General features: G+C 47.8%; 11 protein-coding genes. 9 read left to right on the forward strand and 2 right to left on the reverse strand.

Annotated features, from left to right (window positions below; genetic code table 11):
• Window positions 1-365: 365 nt before the first annotated feature.
• A complete protein-coding gene (locus tag D0A34_26005; GenBank protein ID UNU21836.1) occupies window positions 366-5,297 on the reverse strand; it encodes a CHAT domain-containing protein in 4,932 nt (1,643 codons plus the stop codon).
• 81 nt (window positions 5,298-5,378) lie between these two features.
• On the opposite strand from D0A34_26005, the gene D0A34_26010 reads away from it, so the two are divergent.
• From D0A34_26010 to D0A34_26045, 8 genes are all read left to right on the forward strand, one after another.
• Entirely contained in the window at window positions 5,379-6,296 is a 918-nt protein-coding gene (locus D0A34_26010) for a ribonuclease HI (protein UNU21837.1), read from the forward strand.
• 253 nt (window positions 6,297-6,549) lie between these two features.
• Window positions 6,550-7,332, forward strand: a complete 783-nt coding sequence (locus tag D0A34_26015) for an aminotransferase class I and II (GenBank protein ID UNU22471.1) — start codon at window positions 6,550-6,552, stop codon at window positions 7,330-7,332.
• Entirely contained in the window at window positions 7,310-7,774 is a 465-nt protein-coding gene (locus D0A34_26020; protein UNU21838.1) for a DUF3037 domain-containing protein, read from the forward strand. Before D0A34_26015 ends, D0A34_26020 begins: the two co-directional genes overlap by 23 nt.
• A 394-nt stretch (window positions 7,775-8,168) precedes the next feature.
• The gene (locus D0A34_26025; GenBank protein UNU21839.1) at window positions 8,169-8,582 is read left to right on the forward strand and encodes an MAPEG family protein; all 414 of its coding nucleotides are present in this window, start codon (window positions 8,169-8,171) and stop codon (window positions 8,580-8,582) included.
• Between the two features lie 145 nt (window positions 8,583-8,727).
• Complete coding sequence (gene blaOXA / locus D0A34_26030; GenBank protein UNU21840.1) at window positions 8,728-9,603, forward strand: class D beta-lactamase; 876 nt, start codon at window positions 8,728-8,730, stop codon at window positions 9,601-9,603.
• Between the two features lie 472 nt (window positions 9,604-10,075).
• Complete coding sequence (locus D0A34_26035; GenBank protein UNU22472.1) at window positions 10,076-10,687, forward strand: pentapeptide repeat-containing protein; 612 nt, start codon at window positions 10,076-10,078, stop codon at window positions 10,685-10,687.
• Window positions 10,688-11,051: 364 nt separating this feature from the next.
• Window positions 11,052-11,873, forward strand: coding sequence for a sulfotransferase (locus D0A34_26040; GenBank protein UNU21841.1), 822 nt, complete (start codon window positions 11,052-11,054; stop codon window positions 11,871-11,873).
• Between the two features lie 138 nt (window positions 11,874-12,011).
• Entirely contained in the window at window positions 12,012-19,106 is a 7,095-nt protein-coding gene (locus D0A34_26045) for a DUF4347 domain-containing protein (GenBank protein ID UNU21842.1), read from the forward strand.
• A gap of 166 nt (window positions 19,107-19,272) precedes the next feature.
• On the opposite strand, the gene D0A34_26050 is transcribed toward D0A34_26045, so the two are convergent.
• A complete protein-coding gene (locus D0A34_26050) occupies window positions 19,273-20,337 on the reverse strand; it encodes a TIGR03032 family protein (GenBank protein UNU21843.1) in 1,065 nt (354 codons plus the stop codon).
• A 97-nt stretch (window positions 20,338-20,434) separates the two neighbouring features.
• Here D0A34_26050 and D0A34_26055 point away from each other — a divergent pair, with 97 nt between their 5' ends.
• Complete coding sequence (locus D0A34_26055) at window positions 20,435-26,755, forward strand: DUF4347 domain-containing protein (protein ID UNU21844.1); 6,321 nt, start codon at window positions 20,435-20,437, stop codon at window positions 26,753-26,755.
• Window positions 26,756-26,805: the final 50 nt, after the last annotated feature.

Raw genomic sequence — 26,805 nt, forward strand, 5'->3', positions numbered from 1 at the left:
GTATCGTTTCAAAAAAGAGCGTGAAGCGTAGCTATCCCGTAGGGAATCGCCCTCCTTTATTTTCCTGACTGAATTTGGCTCCTCACCCACTGCCTAAACCCTCGCATCATCGATGTTTCACCCACATTTTCTTGCATTTCCAAAAATCTGATAATCTCAGATGGCGACAAAAAAGGAAAGTGGGGAGAAACCTCGCGCTCTACATATTCCAATACGGTTCAGATAAGACACTCAGGGAGACAAAACCCTGTGAAAAACAGAGACTGCGATTTCTTCCCTATGCGCTCGCAATGACAAAAAAACATTAACTGAACGGTATTGATTGATATCCAACCAATAACAAATGACAAATCACTAATCACCAATCACCAAGGACTCCCAATCATCACAAAAGCCGACCAATAATAAGGATGCGACAACTTTAAATCCGCAAACCCTTGCAGCGAAGTCGGCAACTCCACCCCCTCACCCCGACTCGAACCCCGCAATCGGCCACCCTCCAAACGCACATCCCCCCGCAACATCGCAATTTGCGCTTGTCGCAGCGCCGCCCCCTTAATTCGCGCCGTCTTCAACTGCTGGTAAAACTCACTCATCAATCCCAAAGTACCTTCATCACTCACGTACCACAAACTCCCCAAAGCCGTTTGCACCCCCGCTTGCAGCGCCAAACCCCCGAAACCCAACTCCGCCTGTGCATCTCCCACCGCAGTCCGACAAGCACTTAAAACTAACATATTCACCTGCGGATCATTCAATCTCAAATCCCGCAATTGATCCAGTCGCAGCCGACTATTCCAAAACTGAATAAAAGAATTATTCGGTGCTCCAGGTCGAAATTCGCCGTGAGTAGCTAAGTGAATAACCCCAAAAGGTCGGCTTTGATGCTGTCGCTTCAAATTATCCACAGTGAAATCCTCATTCAGAAAACTAACTCCCGGCCACTCTCTGGAAATAGCGGCTATTTCAGTAGGAACTGCAGGCAAAGGATTCAACTCTGAAAATTCCGAAGCACCCATTGCTAAAACTTGAGAATTTCTGAGATCGACGTAGCGAGTATCTGTTAAATTAATGCTGGGCATCAGGCTGAGATTGTACTTTTCCACCAAAAATTGCTGTCCGTCGTGCAAAGCAGCAAAGGGCATACCTCTCAAACCTCGATCGACAACAAAGGAAATAGTATCCGTTTGGCAGTTTTTCAAACTGTCCTCTAAAGGCGCAATCATCCACTTATAAAGCTGTTGGGAAGATGGTAGATAACTCGTAGTAGCCCGCACCCCCGGTTTGGTAATCTCATCCCTGAACTGAGTGACCACTTTCAGCAGTTCTTGTCGGTTCGCTGACGGCACACTTTTGTGAACCACTTCACCGCAAGAATTTATTAGCATTAAATTTAATTCTTCCGGCTGCGAGAACAGATAAATTAAGCTGGGTTTCGTGCCCGTTTCTGCGCCCACCGATGCTAACTTTTTTTGAATTTCCTCTGGGGATACCAACTCGTCGCTGATGTTGATGCCGAAATATTCCCGGAATTCTTGGCTGAAAGATTTGTCCAGCAGAGACAAAGCTTCCGATATTTTCCCGGCCTCCAAGTTCTTGCCGATGTCGCCGCGAAATGCTGACTGAATAACGGAATCTCTGATATTTGAATTGATGAAATTTCTCAGTTCTCTGGGAGATTGCATTCTTTCGGGCAGCATCCTTTCTCCGGGTTTTCCTATATCTCGCGATATTCTGTTTTGGTTCTCTCGCTGTTCGCGACTAAAGGGTTGGTTGGGCTCGGGGAAAAGCGATCGCGCTCTATCGAATGCCGGTCTATCCCTTGGTAATGTTGGCGGCGATTTTGGATTATTGAAATCAGAGGGAGTAGGAGGAGTAGGAGGAGTAGGAGGAGTAGGAGGAGTAGGAGGAGTAGGAGGAGTAGGAGGAGTAGGAGGAGTAGGAGGAGTAGGAGGAGTAGGAGGAGTAGGAGGAGTAGGAGGAGTAGGAGGAGTAGGAGGAGTAGGAGGAGTAGGAGGAGTAGGTTGGTTGGTAGTGACGATCGCACTATTGCCTTGAGTGTAAGAATTGATGAAAGATCGGCCCTGAGTAATCGTACCCACAGGATTACTGGCGATCGCCCCAGCAGTACCGTTAGTCGTCGCATCTCCCACCGCAAAAGGTATCGGCGGATTGACATCGCCGCCGCCGTGGCGGATCGTAACTGTACCCGGTTGAGTGCCACCAAGAGTCGAGACGCTAAGAGGAGTGCCGTTTTGGTCAAAAGTACCCGTCACTCGAACTAAACCCGGAGTTGTGAGCTCAACATTACCGCCCGGAGCATTGATCGATGCAACACTGATATCATTTTGAGCGTTAAGATTTACTGTAGAAGTGCGATCAACACTAACAACAGGATTAACATTTATTCGCCCAATTGCGATTTGGTTCCCCGCTAAAATTCCGACACTTTCGGCAGCACTTATATTACCAGTGCTGACTGTTCCCGTGCTGCTAGTGACATCAACTGCCACTCCCTGCAAGTCTCGTGAATTTACATCGAGCGGCGCGGTTAAATTGACATTTCCTGTTGTAGCGTCCGTATTGCCAATATTAATACTTCCCGTATTGCTAGTTACATTAACTCTAACTCCCCCCAAATCTCGGGAATTTACATTGCCAGAACTTGTCAAATTGACATTTCCTGTTGTGGCGTCGATATTGCCAATATTAATACTTCCCGCATTGCTGTTTATATTAACTCCAACTCCCCGCACATCTCGGGAATTTACATTGAGCAGCGCTGTTAAATTGACAGTATTTTCTGTTGCTGTAGCGGTGTCAATATTAATACTTCCCGTATTGCTATTTATATTAACTCCAACTCCCCGCACATCCCCGGAATTTACATTCCCCGAACCAATTATATTAATATTCCCAAGAGATGTAGTATTACCGATCGCAATATTTCCCTGAGCGCTATTGACTTCAACGTCTCCACCTTGCAAACTCCCTGCATTTAAATCGCTGGATGCTCTCAAATTAATAGTGCCACTGCCAGCGTTAATCGATGCAACATTCATATTAATTTGTGCATCCAAATTTACTGTAGGAATGAGGGAATTAACTGGATTTGTGACCACAGAATTAACACTTATTCCCCCTGTGTTGATTTCCTGTCCCGCTCGAATTCTGACATCTCCAGAAGTAGCGATCGCACTCGTATTAACACTCCCATTGCTGCTCCTAGCATTGACAGTCGCAGCGGTGAGATTACCTACTGTTAAGTCCCTAAAAGCTGTCAAATTGATATTCTCAGTTGCTGTAATATTGACAGGTGTAGTATTAGGCACAATGATATTGGCATCAGTCAAAACTCCCAATGCCCCGGAGTTACTGGTAATCTCAACATTAGATCCCTGCAAAGTCCCAAAATTCACATTGCCAAAAGCTCTGAGTTCGATCGCCCCGGAAGTCCCAGTATCGATCGATCCTGTGACGATATTACCCCGAACAGTATTCAGACTAATACTGCCGTTGATATCAGCACGAGAAATGTCACTTGTCAATATAATATTGTCATTAGCTTGAATATTAATTGTAGAACTAGACGTTAATCTGCCCCCAACTAGCACTCCGGCTTCCCTGCTTTCGATATTAATTTGACCGCCATTAATATCTCTAGTGGCGATACTTCCCGGCGCTGAAAAAATTACAGGCCCGCCTGCCGAAATATTTTCAACAAAAATCAAATTGCTAGATAAAAGTGGATTTGTAAATAATAGTGAATCATCTCCTAAACTGTCTGTAGTAAAATTAGGAAAATTTGCCAAATCTTGCACTCCAGCCCGCAGAATCAAGGCCGGACTGCTGGTTAAAATAGCAACATCTGGATCGTCGGGATTCCCATTTTCCCTACCCAATGCACTATCGGGACCGGTAATTGTAATATCCTCGGCAACAATGCTCCCCTTCGCCTCGACTTTCAGCGAAACACCAGTATAATCTCCAAAGAAAACATCTCCTTCCGAACTGATAATCGGGTCAAATAAACTGACAAAGTTTCCCGGCATTCCCGACAAATTGCGAATCGAAAAATTGCCACCAGAAACAAAGTGGGAATCCCCCGAAATAACGCCGTTGCTAACCAAACTCAAATTGCCGCCGCTTTGGAATTGCGGGGGAAGAGATAAGCCGCCGATCGCATTTTGAGTGAGAATATCAATAGTGCGATCGCCCTGAATGTATAAATTCCCCCCAGCCTGCGCCAAAAAAGGATTTTGGGCGCTGTCCCTGACCCGCACCGCATCCCCACCCAGCAAAGTCAAATCCCCCGTAGTTTGCAGCCTAGCGCCTGCTAACGTGAGATTTTCCGCAGCCCATAAATTCGCGCTTCCGGCATTCAACTGCGGCAGCCCAGACACATTAGCAGCAATCGCCACATCCCCAGAATTCACCTGCAAACCAGAACCCACAAGCCGCACAGAACCGTCATCAGCAACCGCAACACCCGCCGCCTGATTTTGACCCGTACCTGTCAGCAACTGCGGCAAAGAAACAGGATTCAAGGTCTGTTGAGAATTGCCAAAATTCCCGCCAGTTGCTATTTCCAAACTCAACAAATGCCCTGGTTGACTAATGCGGAGAACCTGAGCTCCCGCAACAGCAGCAACAGTAATTTGTCCGCCTGGGGCCGACAACTGCCCCGTACTAACAACCGTACCGCCAAGCAAAGCCAAATTTTGCCCCGGAGTCACAACTAAATTGCCAGCATTAACAATACTGCCCGGTACACCCGCACCAAAATAAAAAGCATTTGGCGTACCCACCAGGGCGCTAAAATTATTTGTACCCGCAGCATTAAACCAATTTGAACCAAAACCGACACCAGTTGCAGTAGTTGCAGTAAAAGCCGCCGGCACATTCAAACTCGCGTTGGGGCCAAACATAATCCCCGCAGGATTAATTAGAAAAAGATTAGAATTGCCGCCCGTGACAGTAATTAAACCGTTAATTAGCGAAGCGTCCCCGCCCGCAATTCGAGCTAATATATTCTGAATAGCCGAATTAGTCAGAAAATTAGCAATTTGACCTTCATTCAAGCCAAACTGCCCAAAACTGTGAAAAAGATTCGCGCCGTCTCCAGACAAACTGCCGCCGTTGATATCATAGCGGTTGCCGCTGGGGGTGACAACAGTACCCGTACCGTCAGCAGCAGGGACTATGGGCTGTGCTTGCGCGAAAGTATTAAAAATTAACAAAGAAAAGGGACAAATAAATAGCCCGACCTTTTTAATCTTTAAGTTGGCATTTTTCATAGCACCAAGTAAAACTATCTCAATTGCCTTAATTATCGCACTTGCAAACAAGTTACCTCTAAATAACAAATTAACTCGCTGATGACAACTCCCAAAATCAAAAGCCTCTACACAGACGGCGCTTGTTCCGGCAACCCAGGCCCAGGTGGCTGGGGTGCAGTAGTTTGCTTCGCCGACGGCAACTGTCACGAACTCGGGGGTGGAGACCCCCAAACTACTAACAACCGCATGGAAATGCAGGCGGCCGTCGCTGCGCTGGAATTTTTTGCCAATTCCGGTCAAACCGAACCAGTCACTGTTTACACCGACAGCGAATACGTTAAAAACGGCATCACCAAATGGATTCAAGGCTGGAAAAATAAAGGCTGGAAAACCTCAACCGGCAAAGATGTTGTCAACCAAGACCTCTGGCACCTGCTAGACAAGCTGAATTCCCGGCAAATCAAGTGGGAACACGTCCGTGGCCACTCCGGCGACTTCTACAACGACAGATGCGATGAAATCGCCCGCAGCTTCTCCCACAATCTCACTCCCGAACTGCAACAGCAGAAACCAACTGCAGGTGAGACTCAGGCGGGCACTTTTGTCAGCGCGGCCACACCGCCTCTAGGTTCGGAAAACACAATTGTTTCGGAAGGAACGGACACAACTGGTAACAAAACGATAGAATCCTATGTCATAACTTCTGACCTTCCGATCTCCAACTCTACCATGATGGACTCAACTGCCGATACCCTGGAGAACTTGCCCCGCGAGGTGAGGGTTCAGGACCTCCGCAATCTGATCGAAACGTTGCACATCGCCGACGAGGTTGCGACGAAAGGCTACTTGATTACCAGTTCTGAACTGGCTGATTTGATGGATGTAAATGCCAGCGCTGTCACCAGTCGGGGAGACAACTGGGTTTGGCGAAATTGGGTAGTTTCGCGGGTGCGGCGCGAAGGCAACCAAATTCTCTGGCAATTAGAGAGAATCGACCACGTTAGTACAACTGATTAGTGGTTAGTCATGAGTTATTAGTTGATTAATAACTGATGGCTAATGACTGTCTCAAAGCAAGATTTGGCAAAATTCCGTAGGGACACAACTAATGTTGTGTCCTTTTAGTCATCAGTTTAGTACACAGACTACTTAACATCAGTCCCAGTTACAAGAAAGAATCCAACTGTCTGTAAGCCCGTACTCCAAACCCTCATAAAATCAATGATTTTGCATTTAAAATCTCAAATCGAAAATCTAAAATAGCATGAGTATCAGCTTGCGAACAGTCACTGCTACCAGGTATGTCACTCCCTTGCGCGAGGGCGGGTCGCTGCCGGCGATCGTCGAAGCAGATGATGATGGTATGTACGTGCTCAAATTTCGCGGTGCGGGCCAGGGAGCCAAATCTCTGATCGCCGAGGTAGTGGCGGGAGAGATTGCTCGCGCCTCCGGGCTCCCAATCCCCGAACTCGTCTTTGTTGAACTCGATCCCGAACTGGCTCGCACTGAGCCTGACCCGGAAATTCAAGATTTGATCCGAGCAAGTGCTGGCCTCAACCTCGCCCTCGACTATCTCCCGGGCTCGATCACATTTGACCCGATAGCGGGGAAGTCCGATGCGGATCTGGCCTCAGAAATCGTCTGGTTCGATGCTTTTGTAACCAACATCGATCGCACGTCGCGCAATGCAAATATGCTGGTATGGCACCGCCGGCTTTGGCTGATCGATCACGGTGCGGCCCTCTACTTCCACCACACCTGGAAAGATTATCTCTCGCGCAGCCGCGATCGTTTCCCCCCAATCAAAGACCACGTTCTGCTGCGTTTTGCCAGTACGTTGGAAGCGGCAAATTCAAAGATGACTCAAAGGCTAACGCCGGACATCATTCGCAACATTGTTAAACTAATTCCTGATACTTGGCTGGTGGGAGATTCTCCTTTCAGCGATAGCAACCAACATCGGGATGCTTATATCGAGTACCTGCTAAATCGGTTAGAATCACCACATATTTTTTTGGAGGAGGCGATTAGTGCCCGATCGATTTCTGTATGATTACGCCATTATCCGCGTCGTTCCCAAAGTTGAGCGCGAGGAGTTTATCAACGTCGGGGCGATCGTTTCCTGCGGTACGAAAAAATTCCTCGAAGCCCGTATCGAGATAGATGAACAGCGCTTGATGGCGATCGACTCAACGTTGGATCTGGAAATGATTCGCAATCACCTAGCAGTCATTCCCATCATTTGTGCAGGCGGCAAGGAATCTGGCGCGATCGGTCAACTTCCCCACAGAGAGCGCTTTCACTGGCTCGTAGCACCCCGCAGTACGATCGTTCAGACATCGCGGGTACACACTGGTTTTTGCCAGAATCTACCGGGTGCGATCGAACACTTGCTCGATACAATGGTGCGATCGTCTTGCCGAAAACCATCTGTAAACGCTCGGTTGCTAGCGGCGGGAATTGACACTCACGAGATGCGATCGCACTCTAGTTAGCGTCAGCTTGTCGGTTAGATGTTGCTTTGAGCTTGGTGAGTTCCGAAAACAGCCAGAATCGAAGCATCCTCAAGCTGTTTTAGCTAAAAATGAGAACGCCAGAGCAAAATTCCTGACTGGTAATATCAAATCTGTTCGCATCGCAATTCTTCATATCTCTCTTCTGTTCATCTGCGTGAATCAGCGTCAATTCCTTGTCATCTGCGGTTAATACCTTCTCTTTTTTTAACCGCAGATGAGGGCAGATTAACACAGATTAACGCAGATGAATTCTATCCATTCCGGTTGCACCGTCGGTGATTGTTGACTGTTGGCTGGATTTGACGCCCGACGATGTTACAGGATTTGATCTAACTTTTCTAAAGTCTTAGCAGCAGTTTCGCAAGGCAGAAAGATGATGCAAATTGAACCGACAAATATGACTTTCCCTCTCTGGGGTTTAACAATTTTCATCCTGTGGACGATCGCGGTTGTTATGCTCCTGCTAGGAGTGAGGATTCGGCATCTATCTGCGGGCGGATCTGTAAAAGATTTCAGCACACAAAACGACGACAGCTTGCTTTGGCGACTATTTCGAGTACAATCCAACTTGATAGAAAACCTGCCTTTGTATTTGGGAGTTGTTTTCCTTCTAACCGTTAGGGGTGTTTCAGGAACAGCAGTAGATTTGCTGATTGTTGTGTACATTCTATTTCGGCTTGTACATTCAGCGATTCACATTGCTGGCCTCGAGCCCAAGTTTCGGTTCTTCAGCTTAGTAATTCAGTTAAGCTGCTTGGTCGTCTTAACTATTATGGCAGTTTTCTAGTTGAGAAATTACGCGGCACATATATAGTAGGATGCGTCAGGGGCAAACCTTAATTGTTTTTTACACAGCGTAAGTCAGACGCACCTTACAAGTCGATCGCCCCTGTGACATTAATGCCTGTGATTTGGCTAAATTATCGAAGTTTATGAACCGAATATCTCGTCGTGCGATCGCTCTTATTTTAATTGTATTAGGCTGTATTATTTCTGTTTTAGTTCAGCCACCGCAATCAGCCTTAACCGTGCCACCTCCAGTGCAAGAATCTCCACGACGGGGAGGAGATGTTGCTGAGACAATGAATTTTGGACGGCACTTTCAAGAACTAGGAGTGGAAGGCTCGATCGCAATTTACGATTTGAATAGCGCTCGGCTTTATCAACACAACCAGCAACGTAACGCGACAGCTTTTTTACCCGCATCTACATTTAAAATTCTCAACTCTCTGATTTCCTTAGAAACAGGGGTAATTTCAGATGAGATTGCCATTCTAACTTGGGATGGAACTCAAAGGCAAATTCCCGCATGGAATCGAGACTTGAATATGAGAGAAGCCATGAAACTTTCCGCCGTTTGGTTTTACCAAGTTCTCGCCCGCCGAGTCGGACACGAGCCAATGCAAAAATGGGTAGCTAAAGTCGGTTATGGGAACCAAAAAATCGGTAACAAAGACGATATTGACAAATTCTGGTTAGAGGGAGAACTGCGAATCACACCCAACGAGCAAATTCAATTTCTCCGCCGTCTCTACAAAAACGACTTACCCTTCTCGGAGCGATCGCTGTCTCTGGTCAAAGACATCATAATTGTTGAACAAACTCCCGATTACACAATTAGAGCCAAAACAGGCTGGGCAAATTTTGGAGAAGAAACAAAGCCTCAAATTGGCTGGTATGTAGGTTATTTAGAAAAGGATAAAAATGTTTACTTTTTTGCTACAAACATTGACATCCGCAACAAAAATGACGGAGCGGCAAGAATAGAGTTAACGCGCCGTTGCTTCAAGGATCTTGCGCTGCTGTAAGTGCGTTATTTGTTCTCTTATATTGGCAAAAACGCCAGCGGATCGGCTAACGGTGACAGCCAAAACACCCATTTATTCGATGCCTGAGTTCGCTCGTAGGAAGCCGAGTCTTGTACATCTTTTAGGACTTACGAAAAAAAACCGATTTCTCCCAAAAATTGTGGACTTATCCCTGAGATTTTGACGCAGAAACCTGTTTTTTTGCCCCGCGTGCGTAATATCAAATCCGTTGGTATCGGAATTATTGATCTCTCTTTTTCTTCCTCAGCTCCCTCTGTGGTCTCTGTGGTTTAATCATTCCGAAACAACCGTAAACTATATAAGTCCTATCTTTTAAAGAACTAGATAAAAAGTACCGCAGTAGCAACAGTTTAGAATCGCCGTCGCTTCAGCACGGGGAGAGGTCTACTATAATTAAGGAAGACCCACAAACCCTGAATCAACAATGAAAAACAAGAGCTCGATCGCCTTAATGAACTGGCTGCAACCCAAACCAGAAACCGTTTTGCTCTGCGACTCAAGTGCAGCAGCTTCTGAGATGGCATTCATGCTCAACGGTGAGTGGGATGGGTGCAATAGTTTGGTGCTCCCTAAATGCGACAAGGTAGCAATTGAAGCAGCCGCTAGTTTGCTGGAGACATCGTGGTGCTACCAAAATACTTGCGAACCCGTTTTAATTCGGCTGGAAGTTGACGAATTTCTGCGCCGTTATGCGATTGGAGACAGGTTTTTTATTAATGCTAACTTGCGATGCGCGCAATTGAGCGAACTTTGCTTGGAAAACATTGATTTGAGTTATGCTAAATTGAATTTGGCTAACCTCAACAGCACTAATTTAAGCAAAGCCAACTTAATGGCAACACAGATGCAATCCGCAAATTTGAGTGGCAGCAATTTGAGTGGATCGCAACTGGTGAGGGCGAATTTATCAGGAGCAAACTTATCTGATGCTAATCTCAGGGGTGCGGATCTGAGTTATGCAGATTTAAGCAATGTTTGTTTAACAGGTGCTGACTTAAGAGGTGCAAATTTAGCTAGAACAGACTTAAGAAAAACAAGCTTAGATGGGGCGATAGTTGAGTAATACCAAATCCCGCTTAAATACTTTCTCTCACACGCCGTAGGTAAATCCTGTAAACATTTATCTGCGTCCATCCGCGTACATCCACCACCATCTGCCGTTAAAATTCCCAAGTAATCTGTACTCATGGCAAAGATCCGACTTTTCCGACTTTACGATCCGACTTTTCCGACTTATAAAGGCAGAGGCCGGAAGCAATGATAGAGATAGGGAAAGTCAACCCACAATGTCTAGATTGTAAAGATATCGTAAACCTGGATGTTGTGTTGCGAAATGTAAAATAAAAATATGCTAGAAAAGATATGTCTTTAGTATGATACATTTAGTTTGCATCTAAGTTCTACAAACGCATTCCAACGCGAGGTCAGTGAAAGCCCACTTGATATCAGGATTACCGCGTTCAGGATCTACCTTACTAGCAGCCCTCCTGCGACAAAACCCCCGGTTTCACGCCGCCATGACTAGCCCCGTCGGGGGTTTAGTGGAGAGAATGTTGGAAGCCATGAGCGAAGATAATGAATTTTCGGTGTTTATTTCCCCAGAACAAAAACGGGCGCTGATTCTCAGCATTTTTTCTGCTTATTATCACCCGCAAGCTGAAAAAGAAGTGATATTCGACACCAATCGCCTTTGGTGTAGCAAATTGCCATTAATTCTGGAACTATTTCCTGAAGCTAAAGTAATCTGCTGTGTCAGAAATATCGCCTGGATTATGGACAGCATTGAGCTACTGATTCGGCGCAACGCCTTTGAGGTTTCCCGGTTATTTAATAATCCAGCAGAACGGGCTACAGTTTATAGTCGCACAGAGGCATTAAGTCAAGGTTCGCGTTTAGTTGGTTATGCTTATAATGCTCTTAAAGAAGCGTTTTATAGCGAACAGAGTGCATCTCTTTTACTGGTAGATTACGATTTATTAACCATAAAGCCGGCTAAAACCATGTCGCTGATTTATCAATTTCTTGGCGAAGAGCCTTTTGAGCATGATTTCGAGAATGTTCAATATCAAGAGCCAGAATTTGATAATAAGCTGAAAACACAAGGGTTACATCAAGTGCGTGCTCAAGTCGAGTTTAAACCGAGAAAAACAATTTTACCCCCCGACTTGTTTGAGCGATTTGATGGCTTATCTTTTTGGACAGATTCAACAAATAGTCGTGCTAGTGCGATTGTAGCGAAAACTCAATAAACCGCAAAACTTTAGCCTCTAGATCCCCCCTAACCCCCCTTAAAAAGGGGAAGAGCGTTCAATGTCCCCTTTTTAAGGGGGATGCGAGGGGGATCGAAACTTAAATGTAAACCATAGATATCAAGGATTTCAGTAATTATGAACTCATCAACCGCCAACAAGCAAATTATTTTCGTTGACTCTTCTGTACAGAATTATCAAAACTTGATAGAGGGCGCAGATGCTAACGCCAAAATAGTCATTTTAGATGACAAGCGTAGTGGCATTGAACAAATTACCCAAGCACTGGCTAGTGAAAGTGGCATTGAAGCTGTTCATGTAGTTTCTCACGGCAACCAAGGCAGTTTAAAACTCGGTGCAGACGTACTCAATGGGAATGACCTCGAAAATTTTAACACTCAGCTAAAACAGTGGGAAAATGCTCTGACAGAAAACGGAGATATCCTACTTTATGGATGCGATGTAGCCGCCGGAGAAACTGGCAATAATTTTGTCAAGCGATTGAGTGAACTCACAGGTGCAGATGTCGCAGCCTCTAACGACTTAACAGGAAATGCAGTTAAAGGCGGCGACTGGGATTTAGAAATAGTAACGGGCCAGATTGAATCCGCCGTGCCGTTTAATCGGCAGGCAATGGAAGATTATGACTATACACTGGCGACTTTTAATGTCACGGTGGGAACTGATGATGGCACCGGCACTGTAGCAGGCACATTGAGCAAAGCAATTTTAGATGCGAATGTCGCTGCCGGAGATGACACCATTACCCTCGCCACAAATCTCACTGTTACAGGGGTAATGAAGACCCTAGTTAACAGCAACATTGATTTTATTGGCAATAACTTTATTGTCAATGGCGGTAATGCTTTTCGTCCCTTCTTCGTCAAGTCGGGAACCGTGAATTTCTCCAACATGACTGTCACTAACGGAAGGGCGCAGGCGGGAGCGGGTGGCGATGGCGGTGGCGGCGCTGGTATGGGTGGCGGTTTATTCATCTACGATGGCACTGTCAGAATCAATAACGTCACTTTTAGCAACAACCAGGCGCAGGGGGGAGCGGGTGGCGACTATTTTAATGGCGGCGCTGGCGGTGGCGGGATGTTTGGCGCTGGCAACCGTGGAGGTGGTGGTCTTTTTGGCCGTAGCACAAGTAACACTGGCGGCTACGGCGGTAATGGCAACTACGGAGGTGGGATAGGATCTTTCGGCGGCGGCGGCAATTTTCCCCAGAGCCCGGGGGGTTTTGGCGGCGGTGGTGGTGGCTACTACAACAGTTCCCCAAACGGTGGCGCTGGAGGGTTCGGCGGCGGTGGCGGCTACGGCGCGAACGGCGGTCCGGGTGGCTACGGTGGCGGTGGCGGAGACTGGAGCTTTGGCAACACTGGACCGGGGGGCACTTTCGGCGGCAACAGTAACGGCGGTCAAGGTGGGGGCGGCGCTGGTATGGGGGGTGCCATCTTCATTCGCCAGGGCTCTTTAGCCCTCAACAACGCCAGATTCAGCAGCAACACCGCCACCGGCGGCATCGGTGTTTACGGTGGCAACCCCGGTCAAGGCAAAGGTGGGGCAATTTTTGCCATGCGTTCTCTCACCAACACCAATGGCAACAACCAGGGAATGCCAACTGCGCTACCTACTGTCACCTCATTTGGATTAGTAGGAGCAACTTTCACCAGCAACACCGCAGCCAACCAAGCTGGCACTCCCGCTACCTTCGCCAACGGTATCGGCAATAACCAAGACAATAACGATGTTTACGGTACGATTTTAGGCAACCCCGTCAACCTCTCAGTTACTCCCACCATCGGCACCGAAGTGGGAACAACCAGCATCATCGTCACCGCTACTGCGGCCGCACCTGTAGTCGGCAACCAAACCGTTGATGTTGCTCTTTCCGGTACGGCACTTCCTGCTGACTTCACAGGCATAATTCCCACTCTTATTACCATTCCCAGCGGTCAAACCATAGGTACATTTACCGTCAATATTAATGATGATGCCTTAATAGAAGGAAGCGAAACCGGCACTTTCACAATTTCCAATCCTTCTGCTGGCTTGACATTGGGAACTACTACTACTGGTAACGCCACAATTACCGACAACGACTTCCCCACAGTCAACCTCTTAGTTACTCCCACCACTGGCGCCGAAACCGGAACCACAGCAATTACCGTCACCGCCACAGCATCTCAAGCAGTTGTCGGCAATCAAACCGTTGATGTTGCTCTTTCCGGTACGGCACTTCCTGCTGACTTCACAGGCGGCATAATTCCCACTCTTATTACCATTCCCAGCGGTCAAACCACAGGTACATTTACCGTCAATATTGATGATGATGCCTTAATTGAAGGAAGCGAAACAGGCACTTTCACAATTTCCAATCCTTCTGCTGGCTTGACATTGGGAACTACTACTACTGGTAACGCAACAATTACAGACAACGACTTCCCCACAGTCGACCTCTCAGTTACTCCCACCACTGGCACCGAAACCGGAACCACAGCAATTACCGTCACCGCTACAGCATCTCAAGCAGTTGTCGGCGATCAAACCGTTAATGTTGCTCTTTCCGGTACGGCACTTCCTGCTGACTTCACAGGCGGCATAATTCCCACTCTTATTACCATTCCCAGCGGTCAAACCACAGGTACATTTACCGTCAATATTGATGATGATGCCTTAATTGAAGGAAGCGAAACAGGCACTTTCACAATTTCCAATCCTTCTGCTGGCTTGACATTGGGAACTACTACTACTGGTAACGCAACAATTACCGACAACGACTTCCCCACAGTCGACCTCTCAGTTACTCCCACCACTGGCACCGAAACCGGAACCACAGCAATTACCGTCACCGCTACAGCATCTCAAGCAGTTGTCGGCGATCAAACCGTTAATGTTGCTCTTTCCGGTACGGCACTTCCTGCTGACTTCACAGGTGGCATAATTCCCACTCTTATTACCATTCCCAGCGGTCAAACCACAGGTACATTTACCGTCAATATTGATGATGATGCCTTAATTGAAGGAAGCGAAACAAGCACTTTCACAATTTCCAATCCTTCTGCTGGCTTGACATTGGGAACTACTACTACTGGTAACGCAACAATTACCGACAACGACTTCCCCACAGTCAACCTCTCAGTTACTCCCACCACCGGCACCGAAGCCGGAACAACCAGCATCACCGTCACTGCTACAGCCGCCGCACCTGTAGTCGGCAACCAAACCGTCAACCTCGCCTTAACTGGAGTTGCCACGCCTGCTGATTTCACCGGCACAATTCCCACCCAAATAACCATCGCCGATGGCGCCACCAGCGGTTCTGTCACCTTCACCATTACCGACGACCAAATCGCCGAAATTGATGAAACTGCCAACCTCACCATTAGCAATCCATCAGCAGGCCTTCAATTAGGAACCACCACCACAGGTAGTTTCACCATCACCGACAACGACACCGCTGGCTTTCAAATCCTCCCGATTAGCGGCAATACCAGCGAATTCGCAGGTCAAGCTACGTTTGACATCCGCTTAACCAGCCAACCCACCGCCGATGTCATCCTTGGCTTAACCAGCACCAACACAGCAGAAGGCACCGTTTTACCCGCTAACCTCACCTTTAATTCCACCAATTGGAACGCTTACCAAACCGCCACAATCACCGGTGTAGACGATGTGGTGGCTGACGGTGATATTGCCTACCAAATTATCACCGCTGTCGATACCACCACCGCCGACACGAACTATAGCAATCTCAACCCACCAGATGTCAATGTCACCAACACAGACAACGACTCTCCAGGCGTTACCGTCACTCAATCTGCTGGCAGTACCGAAGTAACAGAAGGGGGAATTACCGATTCTTATACCCTACAATTGAACACCCTCCCCACCAGCAATGTTGACGTTACCGTGACAGCGGATACTCAAGCAGAAGTTAGCCTAGATGGAACGAATTTTGCTGCCACGCAAATTCTAACCTTCACAAATGTTAATGGCCAAACTCCTCAAATTGTCACCGTTCGTGCTGTTGATGACACCCTACCGGAAAACAACCATACAGGTGCAATAACCCACGCTATTACCAACAGTACAGATCCCAATTATCCAACAACATTGGCGATTGGACCTGTGAATGCACAGATTACCGATAACGATATTACTTACAGCGTCGTCGGCAGTACCGCCACAGTGACTGAGGGAAATAGCGGTACTCAAGTGGTAAGTTTCACCGTTACCCGCACCGGAGAAACGAACCAAAGTAGCAGCATTGATTTTAGTTTTGGGGGAACAGCAACCACTGGCGTCGATTACAATAACGCCATTGTTACCGGAACCGGAGTTACCGCCACTGGCAGTACGGTTAGTTTTGCTGCCAATGCTACCATAGCAACAATCGCGGTGGCCATTGTCGGCGATCGAATTACCGAACCTAACGAAACCCTAGCACTCACTCTGAGCAACGCGACTGCCCCAGGAACTGCTAATATTATTGGTTCTCCAATAACCACCACGATTCAAGACGATGATATTGCGGGAATTTCTATCACTCCTACCAGCGGATTAACAACCACAGAAGCGGGGGGAACGGCTACTTTTACGGTAGTTCTAGATACTCAGCCTACAGCAGATGTGACGATTGGGACGACTTCGGATAATACGGCAGAAGGTACTGTAGATAAACCGAGTTTAACTTTCACGAATGCTAACTGGAATACTCCCCAAACCGTCACAGTTACCGGAATAGATGAGAGTGTAGTAGATGGGAATGTTGCTTACAATATTGTCACTGCTGCTGCTACCAGTACCGATACTAATTACAGTGGTGTTGATGCGGATGATGTCGCAGTCACTAATACTGACAATGACAGCAAAGGCATCACCGTCACTCCTACCAGCGGTTTAACAACCACAGAAGCAGGGGGAACAGCTACTTTTACGGTAGTTCTAGATAGCCAGCCTACAGCAGATGTGACGATTGGGACGACTTCGGATAATACGGCTGAAGGTACTGTAGATAAACCGAGTTTAACCTTCACGAATGCTAACTGGAATACTCCCCAAACCGTCACAGTTACAGGAATAGATGACTTAGTAGAAGATGGGAATGTTGCTTACAACATTGTCACTGCTGCGGCTACCAGTACCGATACTAATTACAGCGGTGTTAATGCGGATGATGTCGCAGTTACTAATACTGACAACGACAGCAAAGGCATCACCGTCACTCCCATCACTGGTTTAACAACTACTGAAGCGGGGGGAACAGCTACTTTTACGGTAGTTCTAGATAGCCAGCCTACAGCAGATGTGACTATTGGGACGACTTCAAATAATACGGCTGAAGGTACTGTAGATAAACCCAGTTTAACTTTCACGAATGCTAACTGGAATACTCCCCAAACCGTCACAGTCACCGGAATAGATGACTTAGTAGTAGATGGGAATGTTGCTTACAACATTGTCACTGCTGCTGCTACCAGTACCGATACTAATTACAACGGTGTTAATGCGGATGATGTCGCAGTTACTAATACTGACAATGACAGCAAAGGCATCACCGTCACTCCTACCAGCGGTTTAACAACCACAGAAGCAGGGGGAACAGCTACTTTTACGGTAGTTCTCAATAGCCAGCCTACAGCAGATGTGACGATTGGGACGACTTCGGATAATACGGCTGAAGGTACTGTAGATAAACCGAGTTTAACTTTCACGAATGCTAACTGGAATACTCCCCAAACCGTCACAGTTACCGGAGTAGATGAATTAGTAGTAGATGGGAATGTTGCTTACAACATTGTCACTGCTGCTGCTACCAGTACCGATACTAATTACAGTGGTGTTAATGCGGATGATGTCGCAGTTACTAATACTGACAACGACACCGCACCAACACCCGCGCCCACACCAACACCCACACCCGCACCAATCGTTCGGGAAACACCAAGACCAACACCAACACCCGCACCATTCCCTGGGGAAACACCAACACCAACACCCACACCCGCACCATTCCCTGGGGAAACACCAACACCAACACCCACACCCGCACCAATCCCTGGGGAAACACCAACACCCACACCAACACCCGCGCCAATCCCTGCGGAAACACCAACACCCGCACCAATCCCTGGGGAAACACCAACACCAACACCCACACCCGCACCAATCCCTGGGGAAACACCAACACCCACACCCACACCCGCACCAATCTCTGCACCAACCCCTGGACTAACCCCTGCACCAACCCCTGCACCAACCCCTGCAGAAACACCGACGCCAACACCATCGGTAACACCAACACCAACAACCAACAACATCCCTAACGATGACTGCATCTGCGATGACATTGCCTATCCCAATTTAAACCAACCTAACTCGGTTGAAAACACCATACTTGGTGTATCGGGAATTCAAATAGGCACTGCCCAAAACGAGGAATTTCTCGGCACTAACAACGGCAATATATTCGATGCCAAATCCGGGAATGACAACTTATATGGTGGTGCCAGCAACGACATCTTTAATGGTAATCAAGGCAATGATTTCATCAGCGGAGGCAAAGGTGATGACATCCTATTTGGAGATGAAGGAAACGACATCGTACTTGGTGAGTTGGGCAATGATTTAATCTTTGGAGGCAAAGCCAATGACTCCATAAATGGCCGCGAAGGTAATGACATCATTCTTGGTGATAAAGATGATGATTTCATCGATGGTGGCAAGGAGAATGACGTTTTATATGGAGGCAAAGGTAACGACATAATTCTTGGTAGTCAAGGTGATGACTCCCTGTTTGGACAGTTAGGTTCAGATACTATCTGCGGGGGTGTAGGTAATGATTTCATCAGCGGTAACGAACAAGCCGATATCCTGGGAGGATGTGAAGGAAATGATACTCTTTATGGAGGGGAAGATAATGATACTCTCCTAGGGGGAAAAGGCTCTGATATCCTTTACGGAGACTTGGGTAATGATAGTTTGATTGGCGGTAGCGGCAACGATATTTTTGCCTTAAAAGCTGGTCAAGGATTTGACATAATCGCTGATTTTACAGTCGGTCAAGATTTGATTGGATTAACCGGAGGTTTGAGTTTTGGTCAGTTAGCAATCACTCAAAATACTCAGGGAACTCTCATCAAAAATGTCTTGACAGGAGAGGAGCTAGGTGTCATGATTGGAGTGAGTGCCAATGCGATTACATCTGCTAATTTCCTGCTGATTTAGGAAAGGAAGAAAAGTGCGAGATCCCATTCGATCCAAAAGAGATCTCGCAATTCTACCAATTTTAAAAGGTCTTGCTACAACGATCGATATTACTCTCACACCCCGTGGGTAAATCCTGTAAACATTTATCCGCGTCCATAGCGCGTACATCCGCCACCATCTGCGGTTAAAGTTCCAAAGTAATTAACTGAGCAATTTCATCCGTTTGAAAACCCAACGCCATCGGCTTTTGCACTGCCGGAATCACCTGCACATCATAAAGTTCCGTAACAATCCCTTCAAACCGCAACCAGTGAACGATCGCCCCAGTAGTCAAATCGATCGCCATCATACCACATCGAGGCTCAGCATCCTTTGCTACCAATAACTCATCCAATTCTAAACCGCTAAAAGTATTGTCACCACCCCTCGGTTTCGAGAGTCCAACAATTGCCCAATTTTGCCAAAAAGCTAGTCCTCGGACATATCCCGGACAAAACGCAATTGCCTCAAATTTCCCTGTCTCTAAATCCACATATCCTAATTCTCCCCGCCCCGAATTCAGCAACCACAATTTGTCTTGATACCAGCGGGGTGAGTGCGGCATTGACAATCCTGTGACGATGATATCATTAGATTCAATATCAATAACTATACCGCCATTTTTTCTGCGATCGCGCCAGCCATCCACCACATCCGACTGACTCGACGCTGTGACATATTTCGCCTCCCCAGCTACCATTGCCAAACCGTTGAGGTGACAGCGGTCTTCGTTGATGTATTGTGAGATAAATTGCGGTTTCCATAAAGGTTTACAACTGTGGCGATCGCTCAATGTAGCGATACAATTAAACAAAGTGCTAATAAAAATGATTTGATTATTTTTATCGACAGCGATATCGTGAATGTCGATATCACCTGTGGTGTGGGCGATGCGAGGGATGTAAAGGCGATCGTAACCTTGATGTTGTCCTCCCTCCGCTAGCACATTATCTAATTGCCAGAGTTGATATTTGGAACTTAAATAAATGCGTTCCGGCGTACAGAAAAGCCCCATTGCGCGATCGAATATTCGCCAAAAAGCCGAGATTCTGTTCGTTTCTGGCACAGCACCAATTAACATTAACCTGCTGGTTTGATAGGTAGTGCAAGCGAGGCTGATTTGTTGAGAAGTTAACCAAGATGGCAAATCGCGATCGCCAAAAATCTCGTGTTCTTGGGATGTATTCAAAATTGCGCGATCGTTATTCATAACTTTTGTCTCCTCAATATAAAGTTTCCTTAAAGGTGGTTACATACCCGGATGGCTCTGGTACACTAATCCTATATAATGTATCCGGTAATCTACCATGAACAAGCAAATTATTTTCGTAGATGACTCAGTTCAAGATTACCAAAGCCTTATTCAAAACATAGATCGCGCTCAAGTTTTCATTTTAAAGGAAAATTTGAGCGCGATCGAACAAATTACTAACGCTTTAAATAATCAAAAAAATATTTCAGCCCTACACATCCTTTCACACGGCAGCCCAGGCAGCGTCAACCTCGGCACAGAAGAACTCAATGAGAACAATCTAGAAAATTGCAGCCAACAGCTCAAACAGTGGGGAAAAGCCCTCACCCAAAACGCCGACATTCTCTTATATGGATGCGAAGTAGCCAAAGGAGAAGCCGGTCACAACTTCCTCAAGCGACTCAGTGAAATCACTGATGCCAACATCGCCGCCTCAGCCACCCCCACCGGCAGCGCTGAATTAGGAGGAGACTGGAACCTAGAAGTACAAATCGGGGATATTTCCACCCCAGTACCATTTAACGCCAACACCCTCAAAACTTACAGCGGCGTGCTCGGCTTCGCCCCCAAAGTTGACTTCCCTACTGGCAGTAGCCCCTTTTTTCTCAGCATCGGCGACTTCAACGGCGACGGCCGCCCAGACTTAGCTGTGGCGAACATAGGCAGCAACACCGCCTCCATCCTGCTCAACACCACCGCCACCAACGCCACCACCCCCACCTTCGCCACCCAAGTCACCTTCGCTACTGGCACTGGCCCCTACTCCGTCAGCATCGGCGACATCAACGGCGACGGCCGCCCCGACTTAGCTGTGGCGAACATAGACAGCAACACCGCCTCCATCCTGCTCAACACCACCCCCACCGGAGCCGCCACCCCCACTTTTGCCACCCAAGTTACCTTCCCTACTGGCACTAGCCCCAGATCAGTCAGCATCGGCGACTTCAACGGCGACGGCCGCCCCGACTTAGCTGTGGCGAACACTGACAGCAACACCGCCTCCATCCTGCTCAACACCACCCCCACCAACGCCACCACCCCCACTTTTGGCACCCAAGTTACCTTCCCTACTGGCGCTGGCGGTTACCCCAGATCAGTCAGCATCGGCGACATCAACGGCGACGGGAAACCCGATTTGGCTACGGCGAACAACGGCAGCGACACCGCCTCCATCCTGCTCAACACCACCCCCACCAACGCCACCACCCCCACTTTTGCTACCCAAGTCACCTTCCCTACTGGCAGTTTCCCCGTCGCCGTCAGCATCGGCGACTTCAACGGCGACGGCCGCCCCGACTTAGCTGTGGCGAACAGTGACAGCAACACCGCCTCCATCCTGCTCAACACCACCCCCACCAACGCCACCACCCCCACTTTTGCCACCCAAGTTACCTTCCCTACTGGCACTAACCCCAGAGAGGTCAGCATCGGCGACATCAACGGCGACGGCAAACCAGACTTAGCTGTGGCGAACAGCTTCAGCAACACCGCCTCCATCCTGCTCAATACCACCCCCACCAACGCCACCACCCCCACCTTCGCCACCGGTGTCACCTTCGCTACTGGCGATGGCCCCTACTCCGTCAGCATCGGCGACATCAACGGCGACGGGAAACCAGACTTAGCTGTGGCGAACTACTACAGCTACAACGCCTCCATCCTGCTCAACACCACCCCCAAAGTCAGCATCGCCGCAGGTACTACTCCCACCGAAACCGGCCCCACCACTGGCACATTTAATATCACCCTTGATACTGCCGCGCCCGCTGGTGGCATAGTCGTCAACTTCAACACCACCGACAGTACCGCCGCTACTCCTGGTCACTACTCCTTAACGGCGGGTACGAATATCACGGCTGTTACTGCTAATACTTTCACCATTGCCGCTGGTGCAACTACCGCTGTCCTCAATGCCGTCCCCATTGATGATGCTATTATCAACCCAGGGGAAACAGTCAAAGTCAACGTCACTGCTGATACCAACAATTTTAACTACTTTCTCGATCCAGTTGCCGCCAATACTACTGCTACACTAACAATTACCGACAACGACTTCCCCACAGTCAACCTCTCAGTTTCCCCAGTCACAAGTACAGAAACCGGAAGTCCAGTTATTACTGTCACCGCCACAGCATCTCAAGCAGTTGTCGGAGATCAAACTGTAAATGTGGCTCTGTCTGGAACTGCCACTGCTGCCGACTTCACTGGTACAATTCCCACTCTTATTACCATTCCTGCTGGTCAAACTACAGGTTCCTTTACCGTTAATGTTAATGATGATACCTTGGTAGAAGGGAGTGAAACAGGTACTTTCACAATCTCGACTCCTTCTAGCGGTATCACACTGGGAAATACGACAACAGGTAACGTTGCAATTACCGACAACGACTTCCCCACAGTCAACCTCTCAGTTTCCCCAGTCACAAGTACAGAAACCGGAAGTCCAGTTATCACCGTCACCGCCACAGCATCCAGCGCAGTTGTCGGAGATCAAACTGTAAATGTGGCTCTGTCTGGAACTGCCACTGCTGCTGACTTTAACGGCACAATTCCCACTAACATTACCATTCTTAACGGTCAAACCACAGGTTCCTTTACGGTTAATGTTAATGATGATGCACTAATCGAAGGAAGTGAAACAGGGACTTTCACTATTTCTACTCCTTCTAGTGGTGTTACACTGGGAACTACTTTATCGGGTGACGTTGCGATTACCGATAACGATTTCCCCACAGTTAACCTCTCCGTTTCTCCCACCACCGGCACCGAAGCCGGAACAACCAGCATCACCGTCACTGCTACAGCCGCCGCACCTGTAGTCGGCAACCAAACCGTCAACCTCGCCTTAACTGGAGTTGCCACGCCTGCTGATTTCACCGGCACAATTCCCACCCAAATAACCATCGCCGATGGCGCCACCAGCGGTTCTGTCACCTTCACCATTACCGACGACCAAATCGCCGAAATTGATGAAACTGCCAACCTCACCATTAGCAATCCATCAGCAGGCCTTCAATTAGGAACCACCACCACAGGTAGTTTCACCATCACCGACAACGACACCGCTGGCTTTCAAATCCTCCCGATTAGCGGCAATACCAGCGAATTCGCAGGTCAAGCTACGTTTGACATCCGCTTAACCAGCCAACCCACCGCCGATGTCATCCTTGGCTTAACCAGCACCAACACAGCAGAAGGCACCGTTTTACCCGCTAACCTCACCTTTAATTCCACCAATTGGAACGCTTACCAAACCGCCACAATCACCGGTGTAGACGATGTGGTGGCTGACGGTGATATTGCCTACCAAATTATCACCGCTGTCGATACCACCACCGCCGACACGAACTATAGCAATCTCAACCCACCAGATGTCAATGTCACCAACACAGACAACGACTCTCCAGGCGTTACCGTCACTCAATCTGCTGGCAGTACCGAAGTAACAGAAGGGGGAATTACCGATTCTTATACCCTACAATTGAACACCCTCCCCACCAGCAATGTTGACGTTACCGTGACAGCGGATACTCAAGCAGAAGTTAGCCTAGATGGAACGAATTTTGCTGCCACGCAAATTCTAACCTTCACAAATGTTAATGGCCAAACTCCTCAAATTGTCACCGTTCGTGCTGTTGATGACACCCTACCGGAAAACAACCATACAGGTGCAATAACCCACGCTATTACCAACAGTACAGATCCCAATTATCCAACAACATTGGCGATTGGACCTGTGAATGCACAGATTACCGATAACGATATTACTTACAGCGTCGTCGGCAGTACCGCCACAGTGACTGAGGGAAATAGCGGTACTCAAGTGGTAAGTTTCACCGTTACCCGCACCGGAGAAACGAACCAAAGTAGCAGCATTGATTTTAGTTTTGGGGGAACAGCAACCACTGGCGTCGATTACAATAACGCCATTGTTACCGGAACCGGAGTTACCGCCACTGGCAGTACGGTTAGTTTTGCTGCCAATGCTACCATAGCAACAATCGCGGTGGCCATTGTCGGCGATCGAATTACCGAACCTAACGAAACCCTAGCACTCACTCTGAGCAACGCGACTGCCCCAGGAACTGCTAATATTATTGGTTCTCCAATAACCACCACGATTCAAGACGATGATATTGCGGGAATTTCTATCACTCCTACCAGCGGATTAACAACCACAGAAGCGGGGGGAACGGCTACTTTTACGGTAGTTCTAGATACTCAGCCTACAGCAGATGTGACGATTGGGACGACTTCGGATAATACGGCAGAAGGTACTGTAGATAAACCGAGTTTAACTTTCACGAATGCTAACTGGAATACTCCCCAAACCGTCACAGTTACCGGAATAGATGAGAGTGTAGTAGATGGGAATGTTGCTTACAATATTGTCACTGCTGCTGCTACCAGTACCGATACTAATTACAGTGGTGTTGATGCGGATGATGTCGCAGTCACTAATACTGACAATGACAGCAAAGGCATCACCGTCACTCCTACCAGCGGTTTAACAACCACAGAAGCAGGGGGAACAGCTACTTTTACGGTAGTTCTAGATAGCCAGCCTACAGCAGATGTGACGATTGGGACGACTTCGGATAATACGGCTGAAGGTACTGTAGATAAACCGAGTTTAACCTTCACGAATGCTAACTGGAATACTCCCCAAACCGTCACAGTTACAGGAATAGATGACTTAGTAGAAGATGGGAATGTTGCTTACAACATTGTCACTGCTGCGGCTACCAGTACCGATACTAATTACAGCGGTGTTAATGCGGATGATGTCGCAGTTACTAATACTGACAACGACAGCAAAGGCATCACCGTCACTCCCATCACTGGTTTAACAACTACTGAAGCGGGGGGAACAGCTACTTTTACGGTAGTTCTAGATAGCCAGCCTACAGCAGATGTGACTATTGGGACGACTTCAAATAATACGGCTGAAGGTACTGTAGATAAACCCAGTTTAACTTTCACGAATGCTAACTGGAATACTCCCCAAACCGTCACAGTCACCGGAATAGATGACTTAGTAGTAGATGGGAATGTTGCTTACAACATTCTCACTGCTGCTGCTACCAGTACCGATATTAATTACAGCGGTGTTAATGCCAACGATGTATTAGTCAGTAATACTGACAATGACACCGCACCAACCCCTGCACCCGCACCAACCCCTGCACCCGCACCAACCCCTGCACCCGCACCAACCCCTGCACCCATACCAACCCCTGCACCAACACCCGCACCAACCCCTGCACCCGCACCAACCCCTGCACCCATACCAACCCCTGCACCAACCCCTGCACCAACTCCTGCACCTGTAACCACACCAACTCTCGCACCCGTAACCACACCAACTTCTGCACCTGTACCAACACCAACTCCTGCACCTGTACCAACACCAACTCCTGCACCAACGCCATCGATAACACCAACACCAACACCAATAACTAACAACATCCCCAATGATGACTGCATCTGCGATGACATTGCCTATCCCAACTTAAACCAACCGAATTTAGTTGAAAACACCATACTCGGTGTAGCGGGAGTTCAAATAGGTACTGCCAAAAACGATGAAGTATTGGGCAGCAACAACGGCAATATATTCGATGCCAAATCCGGGAATGACAACTTATATGGTGGTGCCAGCAACGACATCTTTAATGGCAACCAAGGCAACGACTTCATCACCGGAGGCAAAGGTGACGACATCCTCTATGGAGATGAAGGAAACGACATCGTTCTTGGCGAATTGGGCAACGATTTAATTTTCGGAGGCAAAGGCAATGACTCCATAAATAGCCGCGAAGGTAATGACATCATTCTTGGTGATAAAGATGATGATTTCATCGATGGTGGCAAGGATAATGACACCTTATATGGAGGCAAAGGTAACGACATAATGCTTGGTAGTCTAGGTGATGACTACCTGTTTGGACAGTTAGGTTCAGATACTATCTGCGGCGGTGTAGGTAATGACTTAATTAGCGGTAACGAACAAGCCGATATCCTGGGAGGATGTGAAGGAAATGATACTCTTTATGGAGGGGAAGATAATGATACTCTCCTGGGGGGGAAAGACTCTGATATCCTTTACGGAGACTTAGGCAATGATAGTTTGGTTGGCGGTAGCGGCAATGATATTTTTGTCTTAAAAGCTGGTCAAGGATTTGATATAATCGCTGATTTTACCCTGGGTCAAGATTTGATTGGATTAACCGGAGGTTTGAGTTTTGGTCAGTTAGAAATAACTCAAAATACTCAGGGAACTCTTATTAAGAACCTCTTGACAGGGGAGCAGTTAGGTGTGATGGTTGGAGTGAGTGCCAATGCGATTACATCGGCTAATTTCCTGCTGGTTTAGGGAAAGAGAGAAAAGTGCGATCGCCCGTTGAGTAAAAAAGGGCGATCGCA

This window comes from Microcoleus vaginatus PCC 9802 (assembly GCA_022701275.1).
Classification (GTDB): domain Bacteria; phylum Cyanobacteriota; class Cyanobacteriia; order Cyanobacteriales; family Microcoleaceae; genus Microcoleus; species Microcoleus vaginatus_A.